Genomic DNA, 18,918 nt, shown 5'->3' with positions numbered 1-18,918 from the left:
GTCTCGAAGGCCTTAGATTCTCATCGTCCAGCTTATGTGTTTGAACCGTGGCTACTTCTCAAAGTACTATAAATAGTATTTAAGCGGTTTGCTATCTTGTCGTACATTCATTCAAAGAACTTTTGCTTTCCTTAATGACTCATTCAACTGTCACACTCTTGGCTATTCTCGTAAGGTGTGACACCCTAAATGATGTCGGATCGCTTCGTGATTTAATTCCCTTTTACTGGAGAAAAATCTTTTGTGTTTTTTCGATTCAGAAACTTTCTTCCTGAATTAATTTTGGACTTTCTCCGTTTCATTATCTGCGAAAGCGGATGCAAAGATAAGTGGTTTGTTTCTCACTTTCCAAATTAAATTTGAAAAAGTTTTACTTTATTTTTTCGGATTCTCGCTGACTCCTAACGCCTGCTTTTTCTACCGAAAACCACTCTTATCATGTCTTTTTTCTCTTTCCCGTCTCGCGCTTTCCGTGATTGGGAGTGCAAAGGTAAAAGAAGTTTTTAACTCCGCAATAAATAATCGAAAATAAATTTGAAAAAGTTTTTAAGGCTTTTCCTCTTCTTCATCTCCCTCAAACAATCCCATCATTTCAGCCTCCCTTTCTCTTCTTTCTCCCTTTTTTCCCGCCTCGCTTTCCGTATTGGGAGTGCAAAGGTAGAAGCTTTTTTCTTCTAAACAATGGCTATTTTTCAATTGGATTGGAAATAATTCTAAACTTCTGAAATACAAAACTTTAGTTTATTTTCAATAAAATACAAGCTTTCTTAAAAAGAAAAAACCTCCTATAAAGGAGGTTTTGGTACCTTGGGCCGGAGTCGAACCGGCACGAGTGTTACCTCATTGGTGTTTGAGACCAACGCGTCTACCAATTCCGCCACCAAGGCATTTCAAAAAAACGTTCAGGCATTTCCTAAACGGGATGCAAATATAGGTAATGATTTTTAAAAGAAAACATGTGAAGGTGAAATTTATTTAAAAATAATATGTTTTGGAATACATTAAAAATTAAGATTATTCAACTCTACTTTAAACCCATTTATTATCAAACATTTAAGCCGATTAAGATTCTAATTCACTTAACTCTAACCAACGCATTTCTAGTTCTTCTAACTTCTCATTAATCGAACTAAGCTCCTTTCCCCATTTGGTGAAATCAACTGCATCTCCTTCTCCGCTTGCTAATTTAGCTTCGAGCTCTTCCTTTTGTTTATTAAGTTTAGGAATTTCACTATCTATTGATTCCAATTCTCTTTTCTCCTTATAACTCAGCTTTTGCTTATCTTCTGCCTTTGGTTTCTCCTTATTAACTGATTCTTTACTTTTATCAGATTTAGTTTTTGGAGTTTGATTCTTAGTTGATCGATAGTCTGTATAATTCCCATTAAAGATTTTGATCTGATTATCTCCTTCAAAAAGAAATAATTGTTCTGTCAAATTATCCATGAAATATCTATCATGAGAAACAATGATTAAGCAACCTTGAAATCTATCGAGAAAGTCTTCTAATATAGAGAGCGTTTGTAAATCCAAATCATTAGTAGGCTCATCTAAAATTAAGAAATTTGGGTTCTTAATCAATACCAACAATAATTGCAATCGCCTTTTCTCTCCCCCACTAAGCTTATGTACAAAATCATGTTGTTGTTTTGGTGGAAAAAGAAATTTATTCAAAAACTGAGAGGCTGATATTTCACTTCCGTCTGGTAAAGTAAAATGCTCTGCAATTTCGAGCACAACTTCAATTACTTTTTTATTATTATCGAATTGAATTTCTTGTTGTTTGTAGTAGCCAAACTCAGTGTTAACCCCTAAATCCAATTTGCCAGCATCTGGTTTAATTTTTCCAGTCACAATATTCAGGAATGTACTTTTGCCAGTACCGTTTTTTCCCACAATTCCAATGCGATCTCCTTTTTTAAAAGTATAGCTGAAATTTTCGAATAGCTTCTTTTCATCAAACCCTATAGAGACTCCTTTCAATTCAAGAATCTTCCCTCCCATTCTCTTTTGAGAAATCTCTAATTCAACCTGATCTTTTTTGAGGTTCTTTGAGGCTTTTTCCTTCAATTCTTGAAAGGCATCAACTCTGTATTTAGCTTTCGTTCCGCGAGCTTTAGGCATTCTTCTCATCCATTCCTGTTCTTTCTTCATGAGGTTTTTGGCCTTGTCCACCTCAAGCTTTTCGATTGATTCTCGCTCTTCTTTTTTTACAAGAAACGCTTCATAATTACCCTTGTATTTAAAAATCTGCTGACGATCAATTTCTAAAATCCCGTTGCAAACTCTATCCAGAAAATAACGATCATGCGTTACCATTAAAAGCGTCATATTTTGAGTGGCCAAATAATTCTCCAACCATTCAATTATATTGATATCCAAATGATTGGTTGGCTCATCCAAAATTAAAAAGTCTGGTTTCACAATTAATTGAGCGGCCAAGGCTACTCTTTTCTTTTGCCCGCCTGACATATTCTCAACTGATTGCGTAATACTATCTATTCCTAATTGCCCTAAAATCTGCTGGACCTGACTTTCATAATCCCAAAGTTGATGTGCCTCCATTTTTTCCATCAAATCTTGGAAACGGGCTTGCTCCTTATTATTCATCTCAGGAATTGTGGCCAATTTTTCATATTCCTTAATGATGTTCAGAGATTCGTGATCGGAACTAAAAATAGCCTGCATAGCATTTTGACCCACTTCGAATTGTGGGTTTTGTGAGAGAAATCCGACTTTTATATCATTACGGAAGCTTAAATTCCCAGAATCTGGAGTTTCTTCACCCATTAAAATTTTTAAGAGTGTGGATTTCCCTGATCCATTGATACCTACCAATGCTACTTTTTCCCCTTGCTCCAAACCGAAAGAAATGTTTTCAAATAATACTCTTTCGCCAAAGCTTTTGGTAATATTTTCTACTGAAAGATAGTTCATGGAGCAAAATTAGGTCTTATATTTAAAATAGTAATGCATAAAGAAAAGTATTTCTATTAGTCAATTTTGGAATTTAAGAATTGATTTGAAAACTGAAAATTAAATAGAGTCTTTCAAGCAATTACAAGAGAAAAAAATATATCTATATGATATTCATTATTATCCAATAATTAATTATGGGATTGATTTTTGGATACCATTAAATATTTTCGATGTATTAGGTTTAAATTCTAAATTAATAATTGGCACATTCTGAATTATTCTTTTAATTGCATTGCTCAAAACCAATCCTATGAAAGTTTTTATCAATGATGTTCCATTATATATTATTCCCATGGAAAAGGAAATTGACAGGGAGCATTATGACCTGATTATTGATGCTGAAAAAGAGAATATCCGATTTGATAATTTGATTGATGACGTACTAATTAGAAAAGGCAATCTGGCCAATATTCTAGATTTTTATAAATTTCTATCAGCAGATAAAAACAAAAAACTTGATTCCCTTGCCTGTAAAGTATTTGACTATGATAATGTAGTAAAGGCTTTTAAAAAAGAATTCAAAATTGTAGAAGCAGCTGGAGGTATTGTCACCAAAGAGGACAAATATCTTTTTATTTACAGGTTAAAGAAGTGGGATTTACCAAAAGGAAAGCTTGAAAAAAAGGAGAAAGTTGAAATTGCTGCTGTAAGGGAAGTTGAAGAAGAATGCAATGTAAAGGTTGAATTAGGCCCGAAAGTCTGCAAAACGTGGCATACTTATACTAGGAATGGGAAAAACCATCTCAAAAAGACTAGCTGGTACCATATGACACTGAAGGAGGATAAAAAAATGAAACCACAGAAGGAAGAGGGGATTGAAAAAGTAATTTGGGTAAATAAAGTTGAACTAAGAACCGTGCTTTTGACTACCTATCGATCTATTCGGTACGTGATGAAAAAATTTCACGAATATCAGGAAGGTTTGATAACTGTAAAGAAAACAAAAGCTTAACTAATTTTTCGGGTTATACTCCATTTGCGTTTTCTTTCGCTTGCAAGTTCATCATCCAAGGCTTCAAAACGAGATGCGTGGCTAACGAATTCTGGAAGAATACTTTTTATTTGCATAATCATACCCAATTCATTTTCGTCATTCATCAGATCATTAAGTTTTTGTAATTCCTTGATGATGTCTTTATGCCCCATCCTTTCCGTTTTGGCAATTAAGATTTTTTCATGATGAGTTGGCAAAGTAGTTTCCTTATCACTTAGTAATTCTTCATACAATTTTTCCCCTTCACGCAAGCCAGTGAAAACTATTTTAATATCTTCCACATCAAAGCCTGATAATTGGATCATTTTCTTGGCCAAATCAATGATCTTAATGGATCTCCCCATGTCAAATACAAAAATCTCTCCCCCAAAACCCATTATCCCTGCTTCAATAACAAGCTGACAGGCTTCGGGAATTGTCATAAAGTACCGAGTGACATCAGGATGGGTAACGGTTATTGGCCCACCTTTTTCAATTTGCTTTTTGAAAAGCGGGATTACAGAACCATTTGACCCTAAAACATTTCCAAAACGGGTGGTGATAAATTGTGTACTATTTTTTACATCTTCTGAATTGGAATCATTTAAAGACTGCACATAGACTTCAGCTAATCTTTTGGTTGCCCCCATAACATTGGTAGGGTTCACTGCTTTATCAGTAGAAACCATCACAAATTTTTCCACATTATATTTAACAGAAAAATCCGCCAATGATTTGGTACCAAATACATTGTTAGCTACAGCTTCGAATGGATGCATTTCCATCAAAGGAACATGTTTGTAAGCAGCCGCATGATAAACTACATTAGGTCTGTATTTTTCAAATATTACCTCTAGTCTTCTTTTATTGGAGACATCCAATATGACAGGTATAATTTCTACATTCTTATCAATATTCAAATTAGTCAATTCGATATCAATAGCATATAGAAAAGATTCGGCTTGATCTAATAAAATTAGTTTTTTTGGTTTTACTTTAAGGATTTGCTTGGCAATTTCAGAACCAATAGACCCAGCCGCGCCTGTAATCAAAACGGTTTTACCAGCAATATTCTCTGCCACTTTAGGGTTTTGTAACTTTATGGATTCTCTTCCCAATAAATCTTCAATACGAATCTCTTTGATTTGATTCATACTTAACTCACCATTCACCCATTTGTCAGGAGCTGGAACTGTTCTGACTTTAACATGAGCTTTTAAGCAATAATCTACTAATTCATTCTTACGGTCAACCGAAAGATTTGCTATCGCAATTACGATTTCATGGATATGATATTTATTTAAAATTTCATCTAAATTATAATCTGCATCATAGATTGGGGCACCATTCAATATCTTACCTACTTTTTTAAGATCATCATCAATAAAGCCTACCACCCTCATTCTTGCATTTGGATCAGCATCAATTACCTGCTTTGTAATAATCCCATATTGGCCGGCTCCAAAAATCATTACATTTTTCCTGTGACGAACAGCATCTCTGTAGTATGCAAACAGGTTTTTAACTAAAACTCTATAAGAAAACAGAATGACAACTGATAGGATAAAACTTATTATCAAAACCGAGGCGGGAATAATCACACTTCCCCGATACCAATAATTAAGATAACTCACGATAGCAATTAAGAGCGTACCAATAAAGGTTGTATAGGAAATCCTTAGTCCGTCTTCAATGGAAGTATATCGGATAATTCCTGCATAGCTCTGGGTAATTAAAATTGAAATTAAGTGGCATATTAAAAATAATACTAAACCTTCTGTGAATTTGAAGGCTAACATATCAGCAACACTAAAATTAAATCTTAATAAATAAGCAAAAACGATTGCAGACATCAACAACACCAAGTCGATTAACAAAATAATCCACCTCGGTAAAAAACTGATATCATTAATCTTTTTGATCATAATATTACAAATATAATCTATTTAATATTTTTTTATAATAAATTAAGCTTTTATTTACAAAAGTCCTTTATCTTTTCGATAACCATGTTTTTTTGTTCGTCAGTTAATGAAGAACTTGAAGGAAGACAAAGTCCTTTTTGGAATAAAATTTCAGATACTCCAGATAAATAAGCTTTAGATTCTTTAAAGATGGGCTGTAAGTGCATTGGCTTCCATAAGGGTCTGGTTTCAATATTGTATTTTTCTAGTTCTTGTCTTAATTCTTCAGGCTCTTTTTCCATATCCTGATTGAATAAAACACAAGTTAACCATCTATTACTAAAAGCGCCATCAATTTCGTGTAAAAAATCAAAACCCAAAGATTTCAATTCCTTTTCATAAAAATCATGGTTAGAACGTCTATTTTCAATCCATTTGTTCAAAACTTTCATTTGACCTCTCCCTATGCCTGCTGCTATATTGCTCATCCTATAATTATAACCAATTTCAGAATGTTGGTAATGAGGCGCGACATCTCTAGCTTGCGTAGCCAAAAATCTTGCTTTATCAATCCAGTCTTTATTTTGAGAAACTAAAGCTCCTCCACCTGATGTTGTAATTATTTTATTTCCATTGAAAGAATAAACCCCAAAATCACCAAAAGTACCAAGTGGTTTACCATTTAATTTTGACCCCAGTGCTTCGGCAGCATCTTCTATTAATGGGATTTCGTACTTTTCGGATATGGCTTTAACTTCTTCAATTTTACCAGGCATCCCATATAAATGGACAAAAATTATAGCTTTTGGCTTTTTACCTTTTGCGATATAATCCTTTATAGATTGTTCTAGAAGATTAGGATCCATATTCCAAGTTTCCTTTTCACTGTCAATCAATACAGGTTCTGCCAATTGATAAACAATTGGATTTATAGTTGCTGAAAAAGTAAAACTAGAAGCCATCACCACATCATCTTTTTTTACGCCCAAAATTATGAGTGCTAGATGAATGGCAGCAGTTCCTGAACTCAATGCAGCGGCATAAGGAATGTTATTATACTTTTGAATATCCTCTTCAAAACCATTGACATTGGGCCCTAAAGGAGCAATCCAGTTTTCATCAAAAGCATGTTTTATAAAATTTATTTCTTCACCGCCCATGTGGGGTGCTGATAAAAATATTCTTTCGTTCATGGAATTATATATCTCCTAATTGTGGTCTTAAAATTATTTCTTCAACAACTGTTCTATCTGATAAGGAATATGCTGACCAAACAGATTCTGCAACATCTTCTGACTTCATAAATCTTTCATGAGGTAAATCCACTCCTTCCCAACTTGCAGTAAAAGTAGCTCCTGGTAAAACAGCTGTAACTTTTATTCCTTCTTCCTTCAATTCTTCTCTCAAACATTTGGTAAATCCTTGCATAGCATATTTTGTAATACTATAAGATCCTCCGCTAGCATAGGCAGTAATTCCAGCAATACTGCTCATAGAAAAAATATGTCCTTTTTTATGAGGCAAAAATACGGGTAATAATGCTCTAGTTAGATGATAAGCTGAAAATAAATTTGTATTCATCATCATCTCTAAATTTCCCTCGGGTTCGTCTTTAATGCTTCCGGGTATGAAAACCCCGGTATTGTTCACCAATACATCAACTTTGGGAGTTGTCTTCAAAACGAAATCAGCAAATTCATTTACCTCTTCTTTTTTAGACAAATCTGCCTTTTTAATAAAAACCTCAACTTTAAATAGCTTTTCTACTTCTTCTTTCAGTACACTTAAATCAGCTTCCTTTCTTGAACACGTTATTATATTAAATCCATTTTCAGCAAATTTCAAAATTAATGCTCTTCCAATTCCTTTGGTGCCACCTGTTACTACTATATATTTACTCATACCGTAAAATCTATTTTTATCTTTAAATTACGAAACTAAGGATTATTATGTTGGTTCAACAAACTTCAATGCAATAGTAGCGTAATGTTTATAAATTAATTTTACTGAAGGCTAAAATTTTTGATCACTTTAAGGGTTTTATTTATTGCAAAGAAAAATTTCATGCTAACTTTAAATTTGAAGACTCAATAAACTAAACCTTATAAAATCAGCATAAATATTCTAAGGTGAATTCCGTAAGCTATATGGATTAAGTTTAATGAATATTAATAGAGAATTTCATAGCCAGTTTCGACTATTTGGATTGGCTATTAAAAATAAAAATACACATGAAATGAGCATAAATCTAGAATCCTTAATATACCAACCGAAGGATGAACAGATTTAATGTGAATTCTATGTGGCAACTTTAAAACAATTATATACACATGAAAGCAATAGGCGCCTATTTTATATTTCTTGGTAGCATGTTCGTTAGGCGAGAGACTTTTTCTTCTTACTTCAAGCTTACCATAAACGAATGTATTTCCATAGGCTGGAACTCCATTATAATTGTTGCCATCACCTCTACCTTTATGGGCGCAGTTACTACCGTACAAACAGCCTATAATTTAGTAAGTCCGCTAATACAGAATTATGTAGTAGCACAAGTAACCCGAGAAATGGTAGTTTTAGAACTTGCCCCCACCATTACTGCAATAGTTATAGCAGGAAAAGTAGGATCGAGTATTGCCAGTGGATTGGGCACCATGAGAATAACAGAACAAATTGACGCCTTGGAAGTAATGGGGATCAATTCATCTTCTTACTTGGTTTTACCCAAAATTGTGGCTGCCATGATCATGTATCCACTTTTAGTAATTATTGCTGGTTTTCTTTCATTATATGGTGGGTATATAGCCGGTACAATGACTGGTATCTTAACTGAAACCGAATATATTTATGGAATTAGAATTGATTTTAATCCCTATACTGTACAATTTGCTTTGATCAAGTCAGTAGTTTTTGCTTTTCTGATTTCTTCAATTTCGGCTTTTCAAGGATTTTTTACTACTGGTGGTGCTTTAGAAGTGGGACAATCAAGTACAAGTGCTGTGACAAAAAGTTGTATTGCTGTGCTTTTAGCTGATTATATTTTAGCAGAACTATTATTAAATTAAGTTATGATTGAAATCAATAATATATCCAAATCTTTTAACGGTACACAAGTTTTAGATGATATCTCAGGCACTTTCGAAAGAGGTATTACCAACCTAATCATAGGTGCTAGCGGTACTGGAAAAAGTGTATTATTAAAATGTATAGTAGGCTTAATTATTCCCGAGCAAGGAGAAGTACTGTATGATGGGAGGGCTTTTTTAAAGGCAGATAAAGAAGAGAAATCTCAAATGCGAAGGGAAATAGGGATGCTTTTTCAGGGAGGTGCGTTATTTGATTCAAAAAATATTGAAGAAAACGTGATGTTTCCCCTTGACTTGCTAACCGACATGAAAAAAGATGAAAAGCTCGATCGTGTAAATAATGTATTGAACAGGGTTGGGCTTGATAATATCAATAAAAAAATGCCTTCTGAAATAAGTGGTGGTCAGAAAAAAAGAGTAGGAATTGCCCGAGCCATTGTAAATGATATTAATTATCTTTTTTGTGATGAACCTAATTCAGGTCTTGATCCTAGGACTTCTTTATTGATTGATGAGTTAATTCAAGAAATAACACATGAACTCAATGTGACCACCATAGTTGTTACCCATGATATGAATTCTGTAATGGGAATAGGAGAACACATCATGTATCTGGCAAACGGTAAAAAATTATGGGAAGGTACCTCCGATAATATCCTAACATCAGATCAGGAAGACCTGGAGGATTTCATATTTGCAAGTAAGTTTATGAAGAAGCTAAGAAAATCACTTTAAAATATAGCTGTTATCTGTACACTTCCATTATGAATGGTTTTTTGGTCCTCGCTTTTTCTACCTATATATTGTAAAATTAAGTTTAAATCCCCAATAATTTTCCTTCTTAAAGATACATTCCAAACATAGTTATCGCCAGCTCGAAGCCCCTCAAACATCTCATAGGCAAGTGGGCTTTGATTATTGGTCAATTCGGAATTAACACTTACGTAACTAAACTTAGATTCCAGAACGCCATTAGAACCTTGGATAAATTTATTAGAAAGCTCTACTGAATTCACTAATACCTCTCCTCCTACTGCTTCTTCAGGACTCCATTTATTTTCATTTTTATAAGATAAACTCACCCTATGATTTTTACCACCTTGCCACATAATTTTAGGAATAACTGCCGTAGAATTAAATTGATAGTCCCTCTCCTCTACCCTATCTGAAAATGAGCTGTTTTGAGAAGTTTTATATAAAGCATTGAAATTCCAATCTTGAAATGCATTCCAACTTCCTGCAAAAGAAAAATGGCTTCTATCCATACCTTCAAAACCATCTAATAATAGCTGTTTTCTATTGGATTGCGACCAAGTAGTTTCCAAAAAGGCATTTCCTCCACGATTATAAAATAAACTGGATTTCCACATATTTCTTGAGGATAAAATATTTTCATCCTGCTGTATATTAAAAGGTGAAATTCTATCCGTCCATTCCTCAAAAATATTTTTGGTATCCAAATTGGCATTGAAATTCCCTGAAAGTTTACCTAAATACTGCAGTAGATTTGGAGATTTTGCCCAACTATTTGGCATTTTCCACCTAAGTTGATATTGCAAATTATTAATGTAGGCGGTCTGATATTCATCTCCCATGGTCAATACTTTCACATAATTTCTATCTCCATAATCAGTTTCATCTTCAAAAAACTCATTTAATTCTTGTTCTCCATTCTCATTCAAATCTGACCAAGAGTGCGTTCCTAAGCCTCTAGCTACTTCCATAAAAAAATAGCTCCTCTGCAAAACCCGACCAGTTCCTGTTTGAAAATTCAGGTTTTGAACGATGTTATTATCCCAAATTGAGGATTGCCAATTCACGCCTCCTTGGAAATACTGTTGTGACTGAGCTGAATCTATTCTTTGTTGAATATTTCTCCTCAAAAAATTAAAAGCAAATTTATTTCCCTGACCATAATTAAATGAGGATTTCAATTGAGTATTTTGTGCATTTTCAGCATTGATCATTTGTCCTTCTCTAGGAATTTTATCGGAACGCAATTCATGGGATAAAGTAAAATTCCATTTCCCGGAATCTTCCTTAGCGATATAAAATTCATGGCTATCAAAATGTTGGAAACTTCTGCTTATCTCGCCTTCATTTTTGATCTTATGCTGTTGGGTTCTAAAAGTATAGCCAGGCATAAATTTATATTTGGCATATTTAAAATCAACTAAAGCCTTTTTCCAATCAGTATTTAAATCCCCATTTTCACTTTCCATAAAAAAGCCTTCAATGTTAATTCTGAAATCGCCATCACTATGGAAGTTCACATTATGTTGAAATCCACTTCCCACAGTTTCTTTATTTCTTAAAGCCAAATCATAACTTAAAACTTTATTTTTAGACTCAATACTTGTTCCCATCTTAATTAAATGTTCATCTCCAGCTAGAAATCTGGCTGATTCCTCCATTCCCCAATTTCTATTGAAGTCCATTGCTCGGAAAGGCTGAACTGGAGCAAAAGCAGAATCCAGATATTCATATTTTATGTGATATTGAATTCTCGTATCTTGCATAAAATGGATGGAATTTTTAGCAGAATTAAATCCTATTGCCATAGCATTTCCTTTAAGTTGAGTATCTTCTTTATTGAATCGGTTATTAACAAATTCAGAACCAGCATATTCAAAGCTTAAATCAGCCTCATCGTTCAAATTATAATTCAACCCGACATTTATAATTCTATGATTTTGAGGCAAAGCCATTATCTTAATTGGCTCGTAATTACCCTGAGGAATATCATTTATGGGAGCTACCCATTCGTACACAACCCCATTTTCTGAAGAATTTGCTATTCTATAATCACCTTTATGGTCTCCTACCATAGTGAAATTCAATTGGTAATGAGCGGTTTTAGGATTATTTGACAGCTTAAAAACAAGATAAGTTTTTCCATTAACCAGAGAATCAATTTTTGCATATCTTGCTTTATCTGGGGAAAATCCCAGGCTATCAATAGCAGGGATTTCGGCATAATCTGCATTATTACCCAAATTCGATAGCGCATCAAAATCTGATTGACTTAAATTTTCAAGTTGGTTATCCGGTTTATCAGTCTGCTGAAAGTAAGCAATATTTAAATCCAAATTACCAATGGTTTGCTCATGTTTCAACGCACTTACATTCCTGCTATATTGCCTATCAGAATATTCAAACTCTATTTGGATAATGCTATACTTTGAAATATAATGTTGGGTATTAAAAGTGATTTCCGCTGAGTTATAGTCAATAATATAATCATTTTCCAATCCTCTTTTTAATAGATTACCATCTAAAAACACTTTTTCAGAACCTGCTAAGATGAAGATAAAAGGTTCATTTTGAGGACCTTCAATCCTGTATGGTCCTAGGACACCTTCAAGGGGCTCAATATTTTGAACTCCTGTTTTGCTTCTGGCAAAGGAAGTGACCACCTGGGTATTTGATTGGGATGAATCAAAAGAAAGTTTGGAAGAAGAAACGCCCAAGCCTTGTACTTGCCGATTGAATTTTAAAAAATTTAAGTTTGAATTAGATTGAATATTCAAATCACCGGCTTCCAGACCCCAATTTTCATGAATGAGCTGCACATTCACTCTATCAAAATCCTGCAGGCGTTGGGTATTCCCTTCTGGTTCGAAAGGCATTTGTTGATCTGTCAATCGAGCTTGGAGTCTTAAATCATCGGAGATATTTCCAGCTATAGTTAAATCCATAACCGAATGCATCAAGGCAGATTGTTGCCCACCAGCTGAAACGGACCGCATAAAGGCACCAGAAATATCTATACCTCCAAGTCCCAATAATTCTTGAGTCGATTTCGGATTTGAAATTTCCACCATTAAATTCTCTTGAAACCTTGCTGAACTATCAAAAAGTTGTTCAGGAACTGCAGTTTTGACAATTAGTTGATTTCTGGGTAAATAATTAAAGCAAATTCTGAGCGTGTCATGCTCATTCAGTTTTGAGATTTTAAGAAGTCCTTCTGATAATTCATAGGCAATATTTTCCCCAAACTGATTTTGAATCTCTATGGAAGAGGGAATAATCAAGGCTGAATCAGGAACCGAAATTGCAGAATAGTAGGTTTGGAAGCAATGATTTTGGGCATTTAGAGACAAGGAGCTTAAAACAAAGCCCAATAAAACTATCAAAATAAATCTCTTTGCCCACTTCAAAATTAGCTCAGCCTTTTTAATTCAATAAAGAAGGTGGTTCCAATATTTGGTACTGATTCAAACCAAATATCGCCCCCTGCATGTTCAATTCCTCTTTTGGCAACAGCCAGACCAATCCCCGAACCGGTGGATTTTGTTGTAAAGTTAGGCAAAAATACTTTGTTATAATTGTCTTCAGGAATACCCATGCCATTATCTTGAATTGAAATTCTGACAGCATCATTTTGCAAATCAATCTTAATATTGATTTCAATATATTGATCATCTTCACCACTTTGCAATGCATTCAAGATCATATTATTGAATGTTCGCTCTATTATTTTAGGATCAGCCAGCACATAAATATCTTCAAGGGGCAAATCCAATTTAATCTTGACATGTTCGGCTTTAAAGAAATCGACTACCTTTCTTAAAATATCGGTTATGCAAATTCTTTCATTCTCAGGAATAGGCATTTTGGCAAAAGAAGAAAAGGAGGTAGCAATATCACTTAAATTTTCAATCTGCGACAAAATACTATCAATTTTCGCTGAAGCATCCGGCATTTGATTATCTGATCTTTGAATCTTCATTTGAAGATGTTGTAATGAAAGCTTCATGGGCGTCAATGGATTTTTAATTTCATGTGCCACTTGCTGTGCCATTTCTCTCCAAGCAGATTCCTTTTCAGTTTTACTTAATGCTTGCCTACTTTTTTCTAGTTTAAGAAGCATTTGATTATATTCTTTAATTAATAAACCGATTTCATCATCCACCTGCCAATTGATGGGCTTATTATCTGCAGATAAATTTACTTGAGAAAGCTTTTGTTTGAGTAGATTTAAAGGAGATGTTAGAATTTTAGTAGCAGTATAAGCCAAGAAAATAAAAATGATAAAGGAACCTACAAATATGTTAAATACATTATTCAGTAAATCGGTAAACAACAAATCATATTCTTTATTGGATTTGAAGAAAGGACTGCCCAGAATAGCTAACAACTCACCTGTATTGTAGGACCTGATCCCTACATAAGCAGATTGATAATTTAAATTTCCAATTTGCTCTTCAAGGGTTATCATCTTTTGTCCATTTTGAAAAATGGATGCATAAGCTTTCGGGTTAATTTTATAGGACAATAAGTTTTTTTCAAATACCTGTGGCTGGCTTGTTAAAAAAAGTTGTCCGCTTAAATCATACAGATTTATATCTGCATTTATAATTTTAGTAATGGTAGAAATATCATTGTTCAAATTGGCCTTATCCAATAAGCCACTTTCATAATTCATCAATAAAGGAACCAATTGATTAGCCACTCGGGTAGTGTTTTCTTCATATTTAGAAACTATATCATCCAAAAAAGTGGCATTTACGAATCCTAAAGTTGAAATGCTTACTGAAAGAAGTGGAATTAGAAAGGCTAAGGAAAAATATAGTTGGATTTTGGCACTAAGGCCTATACTTCTTGTTTTCCAATAGATTTTAATAAATTGAATTGCCGATATAATAAATATTAAAACAAAAGATAGAACGAAAAAAAATGAGATATTAGAAAAAAAACTATACCAGAAATTACTGACCTTACTAAAAATCAATTTCTCTCCATTGTTAACTATTACATTAAATTGGTAATTACCCTCTTTTTGAATTTTCAGTAATTGAATATCCTCTGAAACATCATCTTCTACCACATTGGGGAAATTTAAATCACCTACACTATAAGATAAAGTATCATTCTTATAAAGTGCATAATCGTATGGGATGTCTAAAAAGGTAGGTATATTACGATTTTTAACCAGTAGTTCAGGAAATACATTATCAGGTCTTATCTTTTTTGGCTTCAATTCCAATACAATCTTGGCAAATACGAAATCATTGTGCTTTACTTCAAAAACATATATATAATTTCTTTGTAATTGATTTTCTTCATTATTTCCAACTAAGAACAAATTCATTTCTCCCCTTTTATTTCTTTCATTCATTTGCTGAATGGGATAAGAAGAGGACATTGGCAAGCTACCACTGGGGTAAATTGTATTGCCTTCAGCATCATAAATTTTAATCGATTTCTCATACTTCTCGAAATAATCATTAAGATAATACTTCTCAATTTTATCGACTATGGTTTTATAGGGAGTTAAAGGCATTAAAAATTGCCTCTTTATATATTCATCTTTTTTAAGACTTTCCTCAAGCTGAACCAGCATATATTCTGCTAAAACATCATTTCCATTTAAGATCTTATCGGCCAAAATATTTCTTTGGTTGCCTTCATTCTGCTTTTCGAGAAACTGAACGGAAATAGTACTAATTATTGAGATTGCAATAATCAATAAAAACATATAAATAAAGCTCAGGAAATTAATATTCTCCAGTACAGACCCTAAGTTAGTTAAGAAAATAACTGTGTGGAGTATGAAGACAGTAAGCCCAATCCAGACAATCGGATAACCAAAATTGATGGTAAATAATTGAAAAATGACAAGGCAAAATAGTTGTACAAGCAAGAATTGTAGTGGCCTTGTTTTTTTTTGGGAATTATAAAAATGAACCACTTTAAACAACTCAAACACTAAAAAACCGAACAGTAGCACAATTGCAAATGACAACAATTGGAATATGCTGAATTCAATTGAAGAGGTGCTGTCCAATCCCCAATTTGAATGAATATAAATAAGATGAATAAAATAGAAGATACTTAAAGTGGCAATATATGAGAGCAGGTTTATACCCCATCCAAGGATTTGCTTGTTTTTAATATTTTTTAATAAAAAAGGTTTAATCTGCTTAATGGTAAAAAAACCAATGATAAAAAATAGCAAACAATTAATCAGTAAGTACCCTAAAGATGAATTAAAGTCAGAAGAGGCGAAAAATTTCGGGTCAAAAAGTCTTAAATCTATTGAATGAAAAGGAAAATCAAAGAACTCCATCAACCACCATAAAATGGCAATGCCCAATATAAAAGAAACGATCTTGAGAAATAGATTTCTTTGTCCTTGGCTAAATTTCCACAAAGATAAGATTAATATCCCTATGAAAATAAATTCCAAAATGAGGATTAAATAATGTAATTCGAGATGATAATATTCAAATTCATTTGTTAAAGAAATATAGAAAACCGGATTCCCATTTATATCATTTATAGCATACGCTTTTTCATTAGGGTTTTGATAAAGATTGATACCGGAAGGAGGTAATATTTTATTATTGTAACCCGACTGGACATATTCATTATTCACATCATAGTATTCAAATAATGGAATAACTGATATTATATGAACATCTCCGCTTTTAGACTTTAATAAGTATTCTAAATATTGTCCGGATTGCTTATTCACAAAATGCCATCCTTCATTTCTATATTTTTTCGAATCAGGAGCATAATGTTCATCAGACCAATAAACCAATGATATATTTTTAAAAATATAAAAAGGATAAGCAGTTTTGATCTCGTTAAGTGATTTGAAATCTAAAGATTTATTCTGCGAGAAATATTTGTTCCACTGCCCTTTATCTTTCTCAACTTTTTGGAGTTCCTTTAATAGTTTTGTTTGAGTTTCAGAAATAAACCCTTCTCTATCCGATTCTATAGAATGATAATAGCTTCGTAAGCTAAAAATCAAAATGGACAGCACTATTAAAAGAATATAAAGTAAATATTTCCTCACAATTGATGGATGTAAATTAAAGCATCAATATAGCAATAATCGTACTGGACTTTAAAAAATTGAAATGAAATAAATTTCAAATAAAACATGAACTCTTTGTAAGCATAGCTTAAGAATTCTGTTTTCTGGAAAGGAGTTCTTTAATATTAATTTTTCTATTCTGTTTTTTACTGTTTTTATACCATAAAAAACCAATTACCATAGCTACTAAATAAGGAGCTGCGAAAAGGTATAAGATTCCAAAATTTAATGAACTAGCAATCCCAACCTCACCATTATTGACATTATTCTCTACTGTTGCCCTACACATAGCGCACTGTGCTGAAAGCTGAGCTAAGTTAAAGAAGATAAATGATAACGATAAAATCAGAATCTTTTTCATGTGTATATTATTGTTTATTAAAGCCGCATGGAATATTCAAGGTTCCCCAGCCTAGTAAACCAACCTTTAACGACCTGTTACATTCATTTCGGTTGGTATGCAATGTTAATGACTATTTCATTTTAGGATATTGATTAATCTCTAAACTCAATTTTAAGACAAAGAGTTCTATTTAATTAAGATAATATGGACTGATCATAAAGTAAACTACAACTCCTGTGATAGAGACAAATAACCAAATCGGAAATGTCCATTTTACAATTTTTTTATGCTTTTCAATTTTATCAGTCAGTGCGTAATAAAAAGCAAAAAGGACAAATGGAACCACTACTGCGGCCAAAACTATATGAGGCAATAAAATACTAATATAAAAACCTCTCCAAAAAGTTAAACTTTTACTTTTTTCTGCTTCGTCTAAAATTCCATTTCCATTTATATCTCCATAAACAGTAGAATCTGCCGTTGAGTGATAAGTTACATAACTCACCAAAAATAAACTCCCTAGGATAAAGGCAATCGACATCATACTTTTATGCGCCTTAATATTTTTTTGTTTGATAAAATAAAGACCTAATAACAGTACAACAGTCGTAATAGAATTGAAAGTAGCATTCAAATGAGGTAGCATATAAACCCAATCCCCGGCACCCTGAATTTTCTCTGGAGTAAATAATAAAATAGCTACCACTACTGGTATAGCAATTGATAACACCCAGATTAATTTGGTATAAGACTTTTGACTTGTATTTACTGATTCCATTTATTTTTTACTTAATAAAACCCTTATTTCTAATATCAACCTGTCCACCTCTTTTGTTTCGTAGCCATTATAATAGCCTCTAATCCTATTTTGCTCATCCAATAATACTAAAGTTTTATCAATATCAATGGTTTCTTCTGAAGGATGATCTCCATTCCATTCTTTAGTCGGAAACATATAAATGCAATTGACAAAAAAATCCTTTAAATCATTGGGATAAAGATAGGTGTTTGCTTTTGCTGCAGATAAAAATAATTCATTACCCAACTGATCTACCATTCCAGTATCGATTGGTTGAAAACTTAAAATATTAACAGATACATCACTAAAGGTGTTCAATACCCTATTTAATTCATTTTTTAATGTTTGAATTTCTGAATCCTGAGCATTTGGAAAGTGGATAATCTTAAAATCAGTATTGTAAACCTCTAACAGTCTAACAAAATTCTTCTGATTCAGATCAACTAGCTCTATAGCTTTATTTGAAGATTCAAAATCTTTACAATAGGCCTTTTCTTCATTCTCAAAAAAAATAGGCAAATCAAATTCATTTTGCCCGTAAGATCTTAAAAACAAATATAAGATGACAGGAAAACTAAGGGTAAATAGCAGAATAAGAATTTTTGACTTCTTCATAAACAAAAAAATCAGGCTGATGTGAACCAACCTGATTTATTAAATTTTTAAATTTTAGAAATTAATTTCTAATATTAAAGATGGCACTACCTTCTACCATTAAGGCTATCACTAGCCATAAAATTAAAATGGTAGGGATTAAAATAGACCAAATTAAAGCTTTTTGTTCATGTTTTAAGTGCATAAACTCAGCTACAATATAAAATGCTTTTACAACTGTTAATCCTAAGAAAATAGACACCAAAATAATACCTCTTGGCAAAGTAAATGCAAATATAAACTCTATTATCGTTACAACGGCTAAAATACCGGCAACTTTCCAAATCTTTTTGGTCTTTTCTTTATCTTCAGGAATTACCTGAACATTGTTAGTTTCTTCGTGTGACATATC

The 18,918-nt window shown here is 32.9% G+C and carries 14 protein-coding genes and 1 tRNA gene; 3 read left to right on the top strand and 12 right to left on the bottom strand.

What is annotated here, in order from left to right; genetic code table 11:
* Positions 1-546 precede the first annotated feature (546 nt).
* From ACFE0M_RS00780 to abc-f, 3 genes are all read right to left on the bottom strand, one after another.
* Complete coding sequence (locus ACFE0M_RS00780) at positions 547-732, bottom strand: hypothetical protein (protein ID WP_434543831.1); 186 nt, start codon at positions 730-732, stop codon at positions 547-549.
* 68 nt (positions 733-800) lie between these two features.
* Positions 801-887 (bottom strand) — tRNA-Leu (locus tag ACFE0M_RS00775).
* 175 nt (positions 888-1,062) lie between these two features.
* On the bottom strand, positions 1,063-2,937 hold the full coding sequence (abc-f, locus tag ACFE0M_RS00770; RefSeq protein WP_434543830.1) for a ribosomal protection-like ABC-F family protein: 1,875 nt from the start codon (positions 2,935-2,937) through the stop codon (positions 1,063-1,065).
* A gap of 292 nt (positions 2,938-3,229) precedes the next feature.
* Here abc-f and ACFE0M_RS00765 point away from each other — a divergent pair, with 292 nt between their 5' ends.
* The gene (locus ACFE0M_RS00765) at positions 3,230-3,931 is read left to right on the top strand and encodes an NUDIX hydrolase (protein ID WP_434543829.1); all 702 of its coding nucleotides are present in this window, start codon (positions 3,230-3,232) and stop codon (positions 3,929-3,931) included.
* On the opposite strand, the gene ACFE0M_RS00760 is transcribed toward ACFE0M_RS00765, so the two are convergent.
* The 3 genes from ACFE0M_RS00760 to ACFE0M_RS00750 are packed head-to-tail and all read right to left on the bottom strand — an operon-like array spanning position 3,928 to position 7,758.
* Positions 3,928-5,877 carry a polysaccharide biosynthesis protein gene (locus ACFE0M_RS00760; protein WP_434543828.1) on the bottom strand — a complete coding sequence of 650 codons (1,950 nt, stop codon included), beginning with the start codon at positions 5,875-5,877 and terminating at the stop codon, positions 3,928-3,930. The two genes, ACFE0M_RS00765 and ACFE0M_RS00760, sit on opposite strands and share 4 nt — an antisense overlap.
* Positions 5,878-5,927: 50 nt before the next feature.
* A complete protein-coding gene (locus tag ACFE0M_RS00755) occupies positions 5,928-7,049 on the bottom strand; it encodes a DegT/DnrJ/EryC1/StrS family aminotransferase (protein WP_434543827.1) in 1,122 nt (373 codons plus the stop codon).
* Between the two features lie 4 nt (positions 7,050-7,053).
* On the bottom strand, positions 7,054-7,758 hold the full coding sequence (locus tag ACFE0M_RS00750; protein ID WP_434543826.1) for an SDR family oxidoreductase: 705 nt from the start codon (positions 7,756-7,758) through the stop codon (positions 7,054-7,056).
* Positions 7,759-8,186: 428 nt separating this feature from the next.
* Here ACFE0M_RS00750 and ACFE0M_RS00745 point away from each other — a divergent pair, with 428 nt between their 5' ends.
* On the top strand, positions 8,187-8,918 hold the full coding sequence (locus tag ACFE0M_RS00745; protein WP_434543825.1) for an MlaE family ABC transporter permease: 732 nt from the start codon (positions 8,187-8,189) through the stop codon (positions 8,916-8,918).
* Between the two features lie 3 nt (positions 8,919-8,921).
* On the top strand, positions 8,922-9,674 hold the full coding sequence (locus ACFE0M_RS00740; RefSeq protein WP_434543824.1) for an ABC transporter ATP-binding protein: 753 nt from the start codon (positions 8,922-8,924) through the stop codon (positions 9,672-9,674).
* Here the strand turns inward: ACFE0M_RS00740 and ACFE0M_RS00735 are convergent.
* The 6 genes from ACFE0M_RS00735 to ACFE0M_RS00710 form a co-directional block, all read right to left on the bottom strand.
* The gene (locus ACFE0M_RS00735) at positions 9,671-13,099 is read right to left on the bottom strand and encodes a hypothetical protein (protein ID WP_434543823.1); all 3,429 of its coding nucleotides are present in this window, start codon (positions 13,097-13,099) and stop codon (positions 9,671-9,673) included. The two genes, ACFE0M_RS00740 and ACFE0M_RS00735, sit on opposite strands and share 4 nt — an antisense overlap.
* Positions 13,100-13,101: 2 nt before the next feature.
* Positions 13,102-16,749 (bottom strand): ATP-binding protein, encoded by a 3,648-nt coding sequence (locus tag ACFE0M_RS00730; protein WP_434543822.1) that lies wholly within the window; start codon positions 16,747-16,749, stop codon positions 13,102-13,104.
* 109 nt (positions 16,750-16,858) lie between these two features.
* Positions 16,859-17,131 carry a hypothetical protein gene (locus tag ACFE0M_RS00725; RefSeq protein WP_434543821.1) on the bottom strand — a complete coding sequence of 91 codons (273 nt, stop codon included), beginning with the start codon at positions 17,129-17,131 and terminating at the stop codon, positions 16,859-16,861.
* Between the two features lie 172 nt (positions 17,132-17,303).
* A complete protein-coding gene (locus tag ACFE0M_RS00720; RefSeq protein ID WP_434543820.1) occupies positions 17,304-17,891 on the bottom strand; it encodes a DUF420 domain-containing protein in 588 nt (195 codons plus the stop codon).
* On the bottom strand, positions 17,892-18,527 hold the full coding sequence (locus tag ACFE0M_RS00715) for a hypothetical protein (protein ID WP_434543819.1): 636 nt from the start codon (positions 18,525-18,527) through the stop codon (positions 17,892-17,894).
* Positions 18,528-18,588: 61 nt separating this feature from the next.
* A complete protein-coding gene (locus ACFE0M_RS00710; RefSeq protein WP_434543818.1) occupies positions 18,589-18,915 on the bottom strand; it encodes a cytochrome C oxidase subunit IV family protein in 327 nt (108 codons plus the stop codon).
* Positions 18,916-18,918: the final 3 nt, after the last annotated feature.

Origin of the sequence: Marivirga sp. (genome assembly GCF_051117495.1) — a bacterium.
Taxonomy (GTDB): Bacteria; Bacteroidota; Bacteroidia; order Cytophagales; family Cyclobacteriaceae; genus Marivirga.
Note: the sequence above shows the minus strand (reverse complement) of the source record. Positions and strands in the feature narration are given on the sequence as shown.